Origin of the sequence: Accumulibacter sp., from assembly GCF_016789985.1 — a bacterium.
Taxonomy (GTDB): Bacteria; Pseudomonadota; Gammaproteobacteria; order Burkholderiales; family Rhodocyclaceae; genus Accumulibacter.
Window position 1 is genome coordinate 1 of record NZ_JAEUOL010000088.1, and the last position, 13,985, is coordinate 13,985.

At 63.2% G+C, this 13,985-nt stretch carries 16 protein-coding genes and 1 pseudogene; 2 read left to right on the forward strand and 15 right to left on the reverse strand.

Annotation, left to right across the window (positions count from 1 at the left end; translation table 11 throughout):
* From JNK99_RS05235 to JNK99_RS17630, 5 genes and pseudogenes are all read right to left on the reverse strand, one after another.
* Window positions 1-535: MmgE/PrpD family protein (locus tag JNK99_RS05235; RefSeq protein ID WP_291849647.1), on the reverse strand; the 535-nt coding region annotated here is incomplete at its 3' end.
* Between the two features lie 33 nt (window positions 536-568).
* Window positions 569-1,726: a 2-methylcitrate synthase gene (gene prpC / locus JNK99_RS05240; RefSeq protein ID WP_291849650.1), complete on the reverse strand. Its 1,158-nt coding sequence runs from the start codon at window positions 1,724-1,726 to the stop codon at window positions 569-571.
* A 149-nt stretch (window positions 1,727-1,875) separates the two neighbouring features.
* Entirely contained in the window at window positions 1,876-2,379 is a 504-nt protein-coding gene (locus JNK99_RS05245; protein ID WP_291849653.1) for a septal ring lytic transglycosylase RlpA family protein, read from the reverse strand.
* Between the two features lie 136 nt (window positions 2,380-2,515).
* Window positions 2,516-2,851 (reverse strand): DUF4197 family protein, encoded by a 336-nt coding sequence (locus JNK99_RS17625; RefSeq protein ID WP_366518713.1) that lies wholly within the window; start codon window positions 2,849-2,851, stop codon window positions 2,516-2,518.
* A gap of 1 nt (window position 2,852) precedes the next feature.
* A pseudogene (locus tag JNK99_RS17630) lies at window positions 2,853-3,343 on the reverse strand (DUF4197 family protein); the annotation flags it as partial.
* A gap of 31 nt (window positions 3,344-3,374) precedes the next feature.
* Here JNK99_RS17630 and JNK99_RS05255 point away from each other — a divergent pair.
* Entirely contained in the window at window positions 3,375-3,893 is a 519-nt protein-coding gene (locus JNK99_RS05255) for a hypothetical protein (protein WP_291849656.1), read from the forward strand.
* A gap of 11 nt (window positions 3,894-3,904) precedes the next feature.
* Here the strand turns inward: JNK99_RS05255 and lipA are convergent, their stop codons facing one another.
* Genes lipA through JNK99_RS05275 form a run of 4 tightly spaced genes read right to left on the reverse strand, consistent with a single transcriptional unit; the run spans window position 3,905 to window position 6,992 of the window.
* Window positions 3,905-4,888 carry a lipoyl synthase gene (lipA, locus tag JNK99_RS05260; protein ID WP_291849659.1) on the reverse strand — a complete coding sequence of 328 codons (984 nt, stop codon included), beginning with the start codon at window positions 4,886-4,888 and terminating at the stop codon, window positions 3,905-3,907.
* Window positions 4,885-5,499, reverse strand: coding sequence for a lipoyl(octanoyl) transferase LipB (gene lipB / locus JNK99_RS05265; RefSeq protein WP_291849689.1), 615 nt, complete (start codon window positions 5,497-5,499; stop codon window positions 4,885-4,887). Before lipB ends, lipA begins: the two co-directional genes overlap by 4 nt.
* A gap of 41 nt (window positions 5,500-5,540) precedes the next feature.
* Complete coding sequence (locus tag JNK99_RS05270; RefSeq protein ID WP_291849661.1) at window positions 5,541-5,810, reverse strand: DUF493 domain-containing protein; 270 nt, start codon at window positions 5,808-5,810, stop codon at window positions 5,541-5,543.
* Window positions 5,811-5,858: 48 nt separating this feature from the next.
* On the reverse strand, window positions 5,859-6,992 hold the full coding sequence (locus tag JNK99_RS05275; RefSeq protein ID WP_291849666.1) for a D-alanyl-D-alanine carboxypeptidase family protein: 1,134 nt from the start codon (window positions 6,990-6,992) through the stop codon (window positions 5,859-5,861).
* Between the two features lie 194 nt (window positions 6,993-7,186).
* Here JNK99_RS05275 and JNK99_RS05280 point away from each other — a divergent pair, with 194 nt between their 5' ends.
* Window positions 7,187-8,110 carry a GAF domain-containing protein gene (locus tag JNK99_RS05280; RefSeq protein WP_291849669.1) on the forward strand — a complete coding sequence of 308 codons (924 nt, stop codon included), beginning with the start codon at window positions 7,187-7,189 and terminating at the stop codon, window positions 8,108-8,110.
* Here JNK99_RS05280 and JNK99_RS05285 read toward each other — a convergent pair whose 3' ends face one another.
* The 6 genes from JNK99_RS05285 to JNK99_RS05310 all read right to left on the reverse strand — a co-directional run.
* A complete protein-coding gene (locus tag JNK99_RS05285) occupies window positions 8,111-9,187 on the reverse strand; it encodes a septal ring lytic transglycosylase RlpA family protein (RefSeq protein WP_291849673.1) in 1,077 nt (358 codons plus the stop codon).
* Complete coding sequence (gene rodA, locus JNK99_RS05290) at window positions 9,184-10,290, reverse strand: rod shape-determining protein RodA (protein ID WP_291849676.1); 1,107 nt, start codon at window positions 10,288-10,290, stop codon at window positions 9,184-9,186. Before rodA ends, JNK99_RS05285 begins: the two co-directional genes overlap by 4 nt.
* A 3-nt stretch (window positions 10,291-10,293) precedes the next feature.
* Entirely contained in the window at window positions 10,294-12,189 is a 1,896-nt protein-coding gene (gene mrdA / locus JNK99_RS05295; protein WP_291849679.1) for a penicillin-binding protein 2, read from the reverse strand.
* A gap of 93 nt (window positions 12,190-12,282) precedes the next feature.
* Window positions 12,283-12,807 carry a rod shape-determining protein MreD gene (mreD, locus tag JNK99_RS05300; protein ID WP_291849681.1) on the reverse strand — a complete coding sequence of 175 codons (525 nt, stop codon included), beginning with the start codon at window positions 12,805-12,807 and terminating at the stop codon, window positions 12,283-12,285.
* A gap of 5 nt (window positions 12,808-12,812) precedes the next feature.
* Window positions 12,813-13,730: a rod shape-determining protein MreC gene (mreC, locus tag JNK99_RS05305; protein WP_291849685.1), complete on the reverse strand. Its 918-nt coding sequence runs from the start codon at window positions 13,728-13,730 to the stop codon at window positions 12,813-12,815.
* A gap of 48 nt (window positions 13,731-13,778) precedes the next feature.
* A partial coding sequence (locus JNK99_RS05310; RefSeq protein ID WP_291849687.1) for a rod shape-determining protein occupies window positions 13,779-13,985 on the reverse strand: 207 nt, incomplete at its 5' end.

Below are 13,985 nucleotides of genomic sequence, written 5' to 3' on the forward strand. Positions count from 1 at the left end.
TCGCCACCTTGACCAGCACCACGTGATCCAGGCCAACACGATTGAAGCTGTTTTCGAGCGCCAGAATGCCCTGAATCTCGTAGGCCTTGATCATCGCCTCCAGCACCAGGCGCATCGGCAAGGGTTTCTGCCCCTTGGCCAGCCGGCTGCGCGACAGCCAGTCGGCGGTCGCCAGGATGCCGCCCAGATTGTCCGACGGATGCCCCCATTCGGCGGCCAGCCAGGTGTCGTTGAAGTCCAGCCAGCGAATCATGGCGCCGATGTTGAACGCCGCCTGCACCGGGTCGAGCTCGAAGCCGGTGCCCGGAACCCTGGCGCCGTGGGGCACGACGGTGCCCGGAACGAGTGGTCCGAGCAGCTTGCTGCAGGCCGGATAGGCCAGCGCTTCGAGGCCACAGCCCAGCGCGTCGACCAGGCAGTAGCGGGCGGTTTCGACGGCCGCCCGCGAACCGATGCTGAAATTCAACACGTAGTCGGCGATATCGGCCAGTACCTGATCGGGGTGGCCGCGTGTGGCGGATATGCGCGTCGTCATCTGGCTGCCTGGTGGCCCTCGTGCGGTAAGCGCTCAGACACGTTGAGCGAGCGGGACAAATTCCTGGACCTCCGGCCCGGTGTAGTTGGCCGACGGGCGGATGAGCCTGCCGTCGATGCGTTGTTCGATGACATGCGCCGCCCAGCCGCTGGTCCGGGCAATCACGAACAGCGGCGTAAACATCGGGGTCGGCACAGCCAGCATGTGGTAGACCACGGCCGAAAACCAGTCGACATTGGGAAACATGCGTTTCTGCTCCCACATCACCGACTCGATGCGGCTGGCAACGTCGAACAGCATCAGGTTGTCGCCATCGATGCACAACTGCTGGGCGACGGCGCGGATCACCTTGTGACGCGGGTCGGCGATCGTATACAGCGGGTGGCCGAAGCCGATGATGATCTCCCGGTTGTCCAGCCGTCGCCGGATGTCCTGCTCGGCATGCCGGGCGTCGTTGTAACGGCTCTGAATCTCGAAAGCGACCTCGTTGGCACCGCCGTGCAGGCGGCCGCTGAGCGCGCCGATGGCGCCACTGATCGCCGCATAGAGGTCGGCTCCGGTACCGGTGATGGTGCGTGCGGTGAAGGTCGAGGCGTTGAACTCATGTTCGGCGTAGAGCACCAGCGACTTGTCGAGACTGCTCGCACGCAGCGCCGTCGGCGCTTTGCCACGCAGGAGATGCAGGAAATGCGCGGCAATCGAGTCGTCGTCGGTCTCGGTGTCGATCCGTCGACCGTTGTGCGACCAGTGATACCAGTAGAGCAGCATCGATGCGAAGCTGGCAATCAGCCGATTGGCAATTTCGCGCGCCGCGCCCGGGTTATGGTCCTGCGCTTCGGGCAGGATCGTGCCGAGCGCCGAGCAGCCGCTGCGCAGGACGTCCATCGGGTGCGACGAGGCCGGCAGGTTTTCGAGCACCGGCCGCAGCATGACCGGCAAGCCACGCAGCGTCTTGAGTTTCTTTTTGTACTGATTGAGCTGGGTCAGGCTGGGCAATCGCCCATAGAGCAACAGGTAGGCGACCTCCTCGAAAGTGCCATGTTCGGCCAGGGCAATGATGTCGTAACCGCGGTAATGCAGGTCGTTACCGTTACGCCCGACCGAACAGATCGCCGTGTCGCCAGCCACCACGCCCGACAAGGCGACGGATTTCTTCATCTTGGGCAGATCACCTTCCAGCGCCTCGTCCATTCTGTCTCCCCCTTGGCTGAAACCTGCACCGCTGTCCAAATTCCGCAATCGGTGCGCGAGTATTCCCGAGTTTGGCAAGCCAGGTCAACTGGCCGCATGGCGGAACCGTCGGCGGCGAGTCCACGGTCGCCAGCCAGGTTGCGATCTTCCTACTTGTCGGCTCTGACAGCATCCCGCCCATCCTGCGCGTGCAGGTGTACCGGCGGCTGGAAGGCAAGCAGGCAGGCGTGTTCATGACCGATCAGGTACTTCGGCAAGGCGACGACTTCCACTTCGGCCACCCCGGCGTCGATCATGCCGAGGCGGACAGCCGCCTCACGCGACAGGTCGATCAGCCGACTGCGGTGTCCCATCCGGTCATTGATCCTGACCACCACGCAACGCGCCGACGGCACGCGGCGGACGGCCACCAGCGTGCCGAGAGGAAAACGATTACTCGCGGCCGAGATGATGTGATGCTCATAGCTGTCACCGGAAGCGGTCTTGCGGCCGCCAAACGCCGCGCCGTAGAAGCTGGCTCTACCGGAGAGGACCGGTGACGTCTCGGGCAGCACACCGGGCCGGCCGAGTGACGGAAGCGTCTCGGCCGCCGCCTGCCCGGAGAGCAGGCAGCAGAACGCCAGGAGAGCGTGTCGTACAGCGGTAGACGCCATGCGCTAGGAAGCGAGCCGTCGCGCAGGCTGCGCCGTACGGTAATCGCCATTGGCCGATGCGGCCCGCGCGGCGAAACTTCGCCCACCCTGCATGGCAAGCGACGCGCCTGCAGCCCGGGGCACAACCGGCGGCAGCCTACCCGAGAGCAGCGCCAAACACCGTTTGCAGTGGCAGCGAACTGCTGCCGGGCGGGTCCTGGCGAATCGCTTTTTCCTGTTGAGCGATGACCCGGAACAGGCCATCAAGGGCCTTCTGCGTAACGTAGCTATCAAGATTGGTGTCCTTCTCCCGCGGCAGACCCGGTGTGGCAGCCTGACCAGCGTACTGATTGTCTTGCTCGGCGGCTTGTCTCCTGACCGTCGCCAGCCTGGCGATCGGCAGAAAGCTCTCGCCAGGAGCCACCGAGGTGCTTCGCCTGAAGTATTGGGGGGGCAGCATCGTCACCATCGGCGAGGATTGTTCGGGCATCATCGAAGCTCATGTTCTGGACCGCCTTGATAAGAATCAGCCAAGCCTCGACCACCGCCGCTTCCACGCCCGGTGCATCGTCTCGATCCGCTCGTCGGCCTGTTTCCTCATGCCCGGGGCACGCATCGTCCTCTCCGTCGAGCGCAGCGCGAACGGCAACGGAATACGCGGTTGCGGGTCATCCATGCACCCGTTGCTCTCGCCGAGTTGGCCGACCGCCACGTCGGCCCCTTCTGACGGGACATCCCTGAGACCGGGCGCAGTCTCCCTGCTCGGCAACGCATTCACCCCGAGCGCAAACAGCGGCACACAGATCGGCAGAGCGCCTACAATCCCGGTTATCCGTGCAACGTGATACATGGCCAGGCTATCCGGGGGTAATTTGACGAGGATCGAGCTTCGAGCGCGTAAGCATAGCCTGCCCGCCTTGACGCGCACAAGCCGTCGTGTCCCACGGCGTGCCGCCCGGCACTCGCCGATGGCCCCTTCCGGCATACCGGCCGCACTCGCCAGCGCGGTGTGAGCAATGAAAACGCACGTGCTCCCCGACTGGCTGCGATATTTGCTGATGCGCAGTGTCGCGCATCGCTACTACTCGCTGGTGGTAACGGCGATCGCCTTCGGGTCGACGATCACTTTCAGTTTTCCCTTCGTCGCGGTGCTGATTCCTGCCGTCTTGCTGTCACCAGGGCGTTGGCGCACGCTCGGTCTGCTCTGCGGCATCGCCAGCGGCTGCGGTGCCGCCGTCCTGGTCGAAATCTTCCAGTACCTGGGGTCGGAGTTCGTTTTCGCGCACTACCCGGAGCTGCTGCAGAGCACAGCCTGGCAGACCGCCAGCGACTGGCTGCAGGACTGGGGCTTGCTCGCCATGCTGGTGATTGCCGGTTCACCGATCCCGCAAACCCCGGCCCTGCTCTTCTGTGCGCTGGCCGACTTGTCGAGTCTTGGCATCCTAGTCGCCGTGGGCGTCGGCAAGACAGTGAAGTACCTCTTTCTGGCCTGGGCAACCGCCCGCTATCCGGCGCGTTTCGTGCGCTACAACTGAGAGCCTGCGGCTCAGGCAACACCGGCGCTATGCGCCTGCAGGTCGGCCCAGTAGCTCGAGCGGACCAGCGGGCCACAGGCTGCCCCGCTGAAACCCATGGCCAGCGCCGCCTGCTTGTACGTCTTGAAGATCTCGGGATGAACGTAACGGGCGACCGGCAGGTGATGGCCGGAGGGCGCCAGGTACTGCCCGATGGTGAGCATTTCGACATCGTTGGCGCGCAGGTCGCGCAGAACGTCGAGAATTTCGTCGTCCGTCTCGCCCAGACCGACCATCAGTCCCGACTTGGTCGGCACCTGCGGATAGCGTGCCTTGAAGCTCTTCATGAAAGCCAGCGAATGCGCGTAATCGGCACCCGGACGGGCCTGCCGGTACAGGCGGGGAACCGTCTCCAGATTGTGGTTCAGGACGTCCGGCAGTGTCTGCCCGAGCACCTCGAGGGCAATCTCCATGCGACCGCGGAAATCGGGAACCAGGATCTCGATGGTCGTGTCGGGTGAGCGCTGGCGCACGGCGGCCACCACCTCGACGAAATGTTGCGCGCCACCGTCACGCAGGTCGTCACGGTCGACACTGGTGATCACCACATAGCGCAGCTTGAGCCGGGCAACGCTATCGGCGAGATTGGCCGGCTCGTTGATATCGGGCGGCAGCGGCTTGCCATGGCCGACGTCACAGAACGGGCAGCGGCGGGTGCAGATGTCGCCGAGGATCATGAAAGTGGCGGTACCGCGGCCGAAACACTCGCCGATATTGGGGCAGGCAGCCTCTTCGCAGACGGTGTGCAGCTTCTGCTCGCGCAGCATTTTCTTGATTTCACCGAAACGACCCGCGTCGTTGCCGGCCTTGACACGAATCCACTCGGGCTTGCGCCGGGGTGCCTGCGGGACGATCTTGATCGGGATGCGGGCAGTCTTCAGCTCACCCTTCTCCTTCACCCCGGCGATCCTGACGGCTCCTCTGGGCGCCTCCTGACCTTCGTTGTCACTGCTCATTGCTTGCGCTCCAGTTGTCTTGCGAGATGTTCCGCCAGCGCCGTCGCGGCTTGTCCCGGCGTCAGCACGATGCCGAGATCCCTGGTCTGCGTGACCGGCATGCCGGCATAACCGCAGGGGTTGATTGCCGCAAAAGGCGACAGGTCCATATCGACGTTCAGGCTGACGCCGTGATAGCAGAAGCTCTTGCGCACCCGCAGACCGAGTGCGGCCAGCTTGGCGGGACCGACATAAACCCCCGGTGCACCGGCGTGCCGCTCGCCCAGGACATCATGCTCGGCCAGCAGGTCGATCACTGCCTGCTCGATGGCGATCACCAGTTCACGCACCCTGAGGTGTCGCCGCGCCAGGTCGAGCAGCAGGTAGATCACCACCTGACCGGGACCGTGGTAAGTGATCTGCCCTCCCCGGTCGGTCTTCACCAGCGGAATTCCCAGGTCCGCCAGCAGATGCTCGGACTTGCCGGCCTGACCGAGGGTAAACACCGGCGGGTGTTCGCAGCACCACAGTTCGTCCGTTGTGCCGGCCTCACGCCCGGCGCTGAAGTCGACCATCGCCTGCCAGGTCGACCGATAGTCCCGGCGTCCGAGATGACGCAGCAGTAGCGGCAGTTGGTCAGGAGACGACGACAACACGATTTCCGCGCCGTTTTTCACAATACGATGCTGACCAGCGGATGGGCGCTCAGTTCCCGGTAAAGCCGGTCGAGCTGTGCCCGACTGGTGGCGTTGATCGTACACGTGAGGCTCAGGTACCTGCCCGCACTCGAGGCACGCATTTCCATCGTTGCAGCATCGAAATCCGGTGCGTGCCGCAACACGACTTCGAGAACCGCCTGCGCGAGGTCGTCGCTGGCCAGCCCCATGATCTTGAGCGGAAAGGCACAGGGAAATTCGAACAGGCTTTCCTGCGTTTCAGACATCGCCACCCTCGTCCCGCCGACCGGGAAGAAACGCGACCCCGCCGACGGCTACTTGAACCACAGGCGGACGGTATCCACCATCCGTCCGATGATCCCCGCCGCCGGCACGGCTGCGAGCGCCAGCACCGGGTATTCGCCGTACGCCTTGTCATCGAGGCTGACCTTCAGGGTGCCCAGCACCTGCCCAGGCGTGATCGGTGCGATCAGTGTCTGTTGCGCAACGAGTTCGGTCCGCAGCTTCGGCCCAAAACCCTTGGGGACGGCAATCACCAGATCAGTGGTGAAGCCGATCTTGACCGCACTTTCCTGACCCTTCCATACCTTCAGAGTGGAAACCGCCTCATTCTTCGCGTAGAGCTGCACTGCGTCGTAGAACTGAAAACCGTAGTTCAGCAGCTTGAGCGATTCCTGGGCACGCGTGCTGTCCGACGCGGCGCCGAGCACCACCGACAACAGCCGGCGGGAACCCCGCTTGGCCGACGAGACCAGGCAATAACCGGCAGCCTCGGTATGTCCGGTCTTCAGGCCATCGACGGTCGGGTCGATGTAGAGCAGGCGATTGCGGTTGGGCTGGGTGATGTTGTTGTAGCGGAACTCCTTCAGCGAGTAGTAACGCGCATAGTCTTCCGGAAAGTCGCGAATCAGGGCTGCGGCAAGGGTCGCCAGATCACGCGCCGTGGTGTAATGCTGCGCATCGGGCAGACCGCTCGAGTTGCGAAAACTCGAATCCTTCATGCCCAGTCGCTGCGCCTCGCGATTCATCATCTGCGCGAAGTTCTCCTCGTCACCGGCAATGGCTTCGGCAAGTGCCACGCAGGCATCGTTGCCCGACTGGACGATCATTCCCTTCAGCAGGTCCTCGACCTTGACCTGGGTACCAACCTGGATGAACATGCGCGACCCTCCGGTCCTCCAGGCTTTCTGGGAGACCGGTACGGTCTGGTCGAGCTTGAGCGTGCCCTGCTTGAGCGCGGCAAAGGCCAGGTAGGCAGTCATCAGCTTGGTCAGGGACGCCGGCTCGAGGCGTTGATCGGGCGCCTGCGCAGCGAGTTGCTGACCGGCGGCGACATCGACCAGCAACCACGACTTGGCAGCCAGGGCCGGAGGTGTCGGCAGTTGTTCGGCGAGAGCGAGAAGCGGCAGGCAGAGCAGGACCAGGAAAAGTGAGCGGAATCTGTGCATGGCTGATTTCGGCGCAAAGTTGTGATTATAACAAGCCGCCCGCGCACCACCTGTACGCGTTCTGTGACGACAACGACCGGCTGATTCCGGCACGGCGTGACTTACCACACAGCCAGTCCGGTGAAGCGGCCAGTACGATAGCCGCACTTTTCCGGCCGCCACCATTCACGACGAAGCACGCACGGTTCGACCCAATGCTGCCACCTTTTCGACCTCTATCGAATTCCCTTGACCTGCAAGGAGCTTTCGCGCAACTGTCACGGCGCGGCTTCGCCGGCCACCGGCTGGACGAAGCCCTGCGCCAGCTCACGGCCAGCACCGCACAGACCCTGAACATCGAGCGGGTCAGCCTGTGGGGCCTGAGCGCACAGCGCGATCAGCTCGATTGCATCGATCTTTACGAACTGTCGCGCAACCGTCACAGCAGCGGTCTGATCTGGCACGCCGGACGCTATCCGGAATACTTCCGGGCGCTCGAACGCGGCGAACCGATCGTTGCCGACGACGCGATGAAACACCCATCGACGCAGGAGTTCAGCCGTGACTATCTGCTGATGAACGGCATCAGCGCCCTGATCAACTCGCCGATCCATGCCGAGGGAGAGTTGCAGGGCGTGCTCTGCATCGAGCGCGTCGGCGAGCATTCAGCCTGGACGTCGGTGCAGCGCCTGTTCGTCCACGCTGTCGCCAGCCTCGTCAGCCTCGCCCTGCTGCAGCACCAGCTCCTGTCGAAAGAGGAGGAACTGCGTGACGCGAACAGCCTCCGGCAGGCGCTGTTCACCGGCGCGCGTGACGCCATCCTGATCTCGGACGCAAGAACGGGTCATATTATCGACGCCAACCCCCAGGCCGAAAAACTGTTCGGGCGCCGATTGCAGGAGTTGCTCGGCGTCCTGCAAAGCGAGTTGTACGTGCGCAGCGAACACCTGGACATGTGCGATCTCTTCCGGCAACTGGTCAACGGCGGAGGTATCGACTCGGTGCGTAGTGCGGTGCTGGCCGACGACGGCAAGCTGATCCCGGTCGAGATCAGCGGCCAGGTGGTCCAGCTTGGGCAAGGCAAGGAAATCGTCCAGGAAGTGTTCCGTCAGCTCGATACGGAAACGAACCGCTCCTGATCAGCGCGCCACGAAGGTGGGCTTGTACCCCAGGGCCAGGCGAATCCTCTCGGCAACCTTCTCGGCGTCGGCGCGGTTCGCGTAGGGCCCCAGGTGGACGCGATGCATGCCGCCGCCGGCGTTGATCTGGATTCCCTCGTTGAGCCAGTCCAGTTCGCGCAGCAGGTGGGCGCGCAGGCTGTCGGCATTGTCGGCGCTCGCGAAGGCACCGAGCTGCAGGAAGATGCCGCTGGCGGCAACCCCCGCCGGCACCGGCCTGGCGGTGGGGAGCGGTGGCGGGGTCGCTTCGTGTACCAGGGAAGGCATCGCCGCAGTGTCCAAGCCCAGTTTGACCGCCAGCAATTCAATCTCGTCACGTTCGGCCAGGCTGCCAACAGGCCGTGGCGGGCGGACCGGAGACATCACCTGAGCATAGCTCATCGTCGTCGCACCCTCGGGCAGAATGGCTTCCACCTCCACCAGAGTACTGCCATCATCCACGTAGCCCAGGCGATAGGCGGCGGCATACGAGAGATCGATAACCCGGTCGGCATGGAAGGGGCCGCGATCCGTGACGCGCACCACCACCGACTTGCCGGTACCGACCCGGGTCACCCGGGCATACGAGGGAATGGCCAGCGTCGGGTGGGCAGCGGTCATCGAAAACATGTCGTAGGGTTCGCCGATCGATGTCTTCTGGCCATGAAACTTTTTGCCGTACCAGCTCGCAACACCACGCTCCTGATACGACTTGAGACCGCTGTGCGGCTCATAGGCCTTGCCCAGCACGACGTACGGTCGATTGGCGAAGCGATGCAGGGGTTCGAGACGCGGCTGCGCGTCGGGAATGTCATCGAGATTGTCGGGAATCTCGTCCCCCGGGCCATCGTCCTTGTAATAGGCGCCACCGCGTTTCTGCACGACGCTCGACTTGCGGGGTGTCTTGGCGGGTGCTTTCGCCTGCTCCGGGCTGCGCGACGCGGCCTCGGGTGATCGTGCCGCCTGTCCGCCACACCCGGGCAGAAGGAAGGGCAGCAAGAGCAGGCAACAGGCGGCGTGCGACAGGCGGCCGGGCCACCGGGATTTTGGGCAACTCATTTCCTGACCAGCATGCGATGTGTCTGGATGCTCATCAGAATGCCGATGCACACCGACAGCGTGACGATGGCCGTTCCACCGTAGCTCATGAAAGGTAGCGGTACCCCGACCACGGGCAGGATTCCGCTGACCATCCCGACATTGACGAAGACATAGGTGAACAGACTGAGGGTGACCGAACCGGCCATCACCCGGGCGAAAAGCGTCGACGCGTTGGCCGCGATCATCAAGCCGCGGCCAATCAGCAGGAGATAGAGCAGCAAGAGGATCCCGTTGCCGAGCAGTCCACGCTCTTCGGAATAGACGGCAAAGATGAAGTCGGTGTGACGCTCGGGAATGAACTCGAGGTGCGTCTGCGTCCCGGCCAGCCAGCCTTTGCCGAAACTCCCCCCGGAACCGATGGCGATGGTCGACTGGATGATGTGATAACCGGCACCGAGCGGATCGCTGGTCGGATCGATCAGCGTCAGGATGCGTTTGCGCTGGTAGTCGTGCAGCATGGTCCACACAAAGGGGGCGGCACCCGCAGCGGCGGCCCCCAGACCGGCAATCACCTGCCACGGCAGGCCGGCAAAGAAAATGACGTAGAAACCGGCGGCGCCAACCAGGATCGCTGTCCCCAGATCGGGCTGCTTGGCGATCAACGCGAAAGGGAGCAGCAGCAGCAGACAGGCAACCACGTAATGGCGAAGCTTGAGTACGGCTTCGTGCTTGTGGAAATACCAGGCCAGCATCAGCGGTACGGCGACCTTCAGCAACTCGGAAGGCTGGATACGGGTAAACCCGAGCGACAGCCAGCGCGTAGCCCCATTCACCCTCACCCCGACGAGAAAAACCAGGAGCAGCAGGATGATACCCAACACGTAGAGCGGAACACCGAAACGCATCAGTTTCTGAGGCGGGAGCTGAGCTACCGTCCACATCACGCACAGGCCAACCGCCATGTTCACGGCCTGCGCCAACAGACGACTGTTGGCGTCGTAGGTGGCACTGTAGACCGTGGTCAGACCAGTCGCCATCAAGGCGAGGGTGATGAACAGGAGTGGCCCATCGATGTGCTCGACCAGACGGACCCGGGCACGGTGCAGGAACTGCTGCGCCATCAATCAGTCTTCCTCGACATCGTCTTCGCTGGCCGCCCCCTTGGGTAACTTGCCGAGCAGATAATAATCGAAGACCATGCGCGCAATCGGTGCTGCCGATTGCGCGCCAAAGCCACCGTTTTCGACCAGCACGGCGAGCGCGATCTTCGGCTCTTCGGCCGGGGCAAAGGCGATGAACAGCGCATGGTCGCGCAGTTCCTTCTTGACACTCGATGCCTTGTAGTCTGCCCCCTTCAGGCTGAACACCTGGGCCGTGCCGGTCTTGCCTGCCGAGACGTAGCCGGCACCGGCAAAAGCACGCGCGCTTGTGCCGCTGATGTTCACCCCGACCATGGCTTTCTTGATCACTTCGATATTCTGGCGCTTCCACGGCAGGACCCGCAGTGGCTCCGGCTCGATCATCGTCCGTTCCCCGGTTCGGCTATCGGTGATGTATTTGACGAGATGCGGACGATACAGCACGCCATTGTTGGCAATGGTCGCCGTCGCCTGTGCGAGCTGGATCGGCGTATATGAATTGTAGCCCTGGCCGATGCCGATCGAGATGGTCTCGCCAGCAAACCACTTCTGTTGCTCGGGCCGTTTGAAGCGGCGCGCCTTCCACTCGGGAGACGGCAGCACACCTGGCGACTCGCCTTCGATATCCACCCCGGTACGCTGGCCAAAGCCGAGCTGGCCCATGAAACGGGCAATCGCATCTATGCCCATGTCGTTGGCGAGCATGTAGTAATAGGTGTCGCAGGACTGCACGATCGACTTGAACATGTCGACACTTCCGTGGCCCCCCTTCTTGTCATCGCGGAACTGGTGCCCACCAAAATTGAACACCCCGGGATCCGAGATTGCCTGCCCGGGAGTGCGCTTGCCGGTTTCGAGCGCGGCGAGGGCCATGAAGGGTTTGAAGGTCGAACCGGGTGGGTAGGCACCATTCAGCGCACGGTTGAGCAGTGGCTTGTCGGGCGAGGTGTTGAGCTGATCCCAGTCGTCCGTCCGGATTCCGTCAACAAAAAGATTCGGGTCGAAGGTCGGCGTCGACACCAGCGCCAGAATGCCGCCCGTCGCGGGTTCGATCGCCACCAGCGCGCCACGGCGGTCACCGAAAGCCTTTTCGGCCATCTCCTGCAACTTGCTGTCCAGCGTCAAGGTCAGGTTGTTGCCCTGCACCGGCGCGCTGCGCGACAGGCTGCGCACCGCCCTGCCCCCGGCGTCGATCTCCACCTGCTCGTAACCGGTTTCACCATGCAGATGGAACTCGTACTTCTGCTCGATGCCCGACTTCCCGATATGATCGGTGCCCCGGTAGTTGGTGGTCTGTTCCTTCTCCTCGATCATCTCCATATCACGCTTGTTGATGCGACTGATATAGCCGAGAGCATGTGAGCCGATCGAGCCCAGCGGGTACTGTCGGAAGAGACGCGCCTTGACCTCGACGCCCGGAAAAAGATACCGGTTGGCAGCAAAGCGTGCGACCTCTTCCTCGGTCAGTCGTGTGCGAATCGGCAGACTCTCGAAGGTCTTGCTCTCCTCCAGCAACCTGCGAAAACGCTTCCTGTCCTTGGGCAGCACTTCGATCACCCTGCCAAGGCCCTCGATCGTTGCATCCAGGTCATCGACCTTGGAGGGCGTGATTTCCAGCGTGAACGCCGAGTAATTGCGCGCCAGGACCGTTCCCTTGCGGTCGACGATCACCCCGCGGTTGGGCACGATCGGCACCAGCGAAATGCGATTATCCTCGGCTCGCGTCGTGTAGTAATCGTGCTGCACCACCTGCAGATGAAACAGGCGGGCAATCAGCACGGCAAATGCAGCGAACACCGCCACTCCGGCCAGCGCCACCCGAAAGCGGAAGCGGTCGAGTTCGCGGTCCGGCGCATTCAGCGAAGACTGACGGGCAAGCATGGCGGAATCCCTCAGCCGCAGGAGCACACCGGGGCCATGCTGCCGGTCAGGCACCGGCGGCGGCTGGCCGGCGCAGACGGCCGGCCAACGGTTTCAGAGCGGCCGGTTGGCATCACGGTCTACCGGCTGATGCTGCGGCAGGAGCAGGAGAAAGGTCAGCACCGGCCAGAGCAGGGTAGACAGGAAAGGACCAAAGAAATAGGTGAATCCGGGGAAATCGGCACCGGCCATGATGCGCACGGCAACCTGCACCAACGGCACCAGCATGAGGAGCGGAAAGACCTGCAGCGCCTGCTGACCGAGCGGGAACCAGAGAATCCGGCGCGACAGCGACGAGCCTCCGTACGCCACCAGCACATAGGCCAGCGCATGCTGGCCGAGCAGGCTGGCATCGGCAACGTCCATTGCCACCCCGCAAAGAAAAGCCAGCCCCATGCCCACCCGCCGTGGCTCGCGAACGCTCCAGAAGACCAGCACCAGAGCCAGCCAGTCAGGCAGGCCCGGCCATGGCGAAGCCGGCAGAAAGTTCAGGAGGAGCGTCACCAGCAGGCTGAAGCCGATGAACCACGGGCGAACCGGCAGCAGAATGCGGGCTGGAGAATAATAGCTGGTCTGCATTGCGCTTACTCCTTCTTCATGCGCTTTTTGCGCACCTGCGGCTTCGCCTCGCGACCGACGGGCTCGTTTGCCAGCTGCGGCGGCAGCGCGACTGCCGGACGTGGGTCAAGAATCATGACCTCGCTGAAGTTCTCGACCCCGGCCAGCGGCATGCAGAAGATTCGGGCAAACGAGTACGAGGTGTCGCGCTCGATGTGCACCACCCTGGCCACCGGGAAACCCGGCAGAAAGATGCCGTCGAGGCCCGAGGTCACCAGCACGTCACCATTCTGGACATCGGCATTGGCCGGCAGGAAGCGCAACTCGAGTTGCCCCGTGCCAAGACCGAAAACCACCGAGCGCAGCCCCGTGCGTACGATCTGCACCGGCACGGCCTGCTCCTTGTCGGTAATCAGGGTCACCTCTGAAACGAAGGGAAATACCCGCGTCACCTGACCGACCACACCGACATCATCGATCACCGGCTGTCCGGCAGCAACCTTGTCCTGTTGCCCCTTGTCGATGACGATGCGACGCGAATAGGGATCACGGGCGGCATAAAGGATCTGTGCCAACTGGCCGCTCGCCTGTTTCCGTTCCTTGACACCGAGCAGTTTGCGCAGGCGTTCGTTCTCCACCTCGAGCTGCTGGGTACGCAACAGCGTCGTCACGTTATCCAGGCGTGCTTGTTTCAACTGGGCATTTTCATCGCGCAGACGGGCGACGCTGACAAAATAGTCGCCCGCGTTGGCAAGCGACTGCAGCGGGAGCTGGGCAAGCTGCTGCACCGGATGGGTGAACAGCGACAAGGCCTGCCGCACCACCTCCAGCGTCTGCAGGCGCGCATCGACGACCAGCAAGGCAACCGACAGTGCCACATAGAATGAAAGCAGCGCCACGGGTGCCGGCCCGCGCTTGAAAAACGGTGGCGGCTGATGTTCCATCGATCAGGCCTGGCAACTGGCGACGTGCGGCAACCACGCCGCCACGCGTCAATCGGAAGCGAAAATGCTGCCGAGGTTATCCATCTTTTCGAGCGCCAGACCGCAGCCACGCGCGACACAGGTCAGCGGCTCCTCGGCAACGATGACCGGCAGACCGGTCTCCTCCATCAGCAGTCGATCAATATCACGCAGCAGCGCCCCGCCGCCGGTCAGCACCATGCCCTTTTCGGCAATGTCGGCGCCCAGTTCGGGGGG

Excerpts from the sequence above, each read along its gene's own strand:
- mrdA (WP_291849679.1), bottom strand. The coding sequence starts at position 12,189 with ATGCTTGCCCGTCAGTCTTCGCTGAATGCGCCGGACCGCGAACTCGAC.
- JNK99_RS05245 (WP_291849653.1), bottom strand. The coding sequence starts at position 2,379 with ATGGCGTCTACCGCTGTACGACACGCTCTCCTGGCGTTCTGCTGCCTG.
- JNK99_RS05255 (WP_291849656.1), top strand. The coding sequence starts at position 3,375 with ATGAAAACGCACGTGCTCCCCGACTGGCTGCGATATTTGCTGATGCGC.
- mreC (WP_291849685.1), bottom strand. The coding sequence starts at position 13,730 with ATGGAACATCAGCCGCCACCGTTTTTCAAGCGCGGGCCGGCACCCGTG.
- JNK99_RS17625 (WP_366518713.1), bottom strand. The coding sequence starts at position 2,851 with ATGATGCCCGAACAATCCTCGCCGATGGTGACGATGCTGCCCCCCCAA.
- lipA (WP_291849659.1), bottom strand. The coding sequence starts at position 4,888 with ATGAGCAGTGACAACGAAGGTCAGGAGGCGCCCAGAGGAGCCGTCAGG.
- JNK99_RS05280 (WP_291849669.1), top strand. The coding sequence starts at position 7,187 with ATGCTGCCACCTTTTCGACCTCTATCGAATTCCCTTGACCTGCAAGGA.
- mreD (WP_291849681.1), bottom strand. The coding sequence starts at position 12,807 with ATGCAGACCAGCTATTATTCTCCAGCCCGCATTCTGCTGCCGGTTCGC.
- prpC (WP_291849650.1), bottom strand. The coding sequence starts at position 1,726 with ATGGACGAGGCGCTGGAAGGTGATCTGCCCAAGATGAAGAAATCCGTC.
- JNK99_RS05275 (WP_291849666.1), bottom strand. The coding sequence starts at position 6,992 with ATGCACAGATTCCGCTCACTTTTCCTGGTCCTGCTCTGCCTGCCGCTT.
- rodA (WP_291849676.1), bottom strand. The coding sequence starts at position 10,290 with ATGGCGCAGCAGTTCCTGCACCGTGCCCGGGTCCGTCTGGTCGAGCAC.
- JNK99_RS05270 (WP_291849661.1), bottom strand. The coding sequence starts at position 5,810 with ATGTCTGAAACGCAGGAAAGCCTGTTCGAATTTCCCTGTGCCTTTCCG.
- JNK99_RS05285 (WP_291849673.1), bottom strand. The coding sequence starts at position 9,187 with ATGAGTTGCCCAAAATCCCGGTGGCCCGGCCGCCTGTCGCACGCCGCC.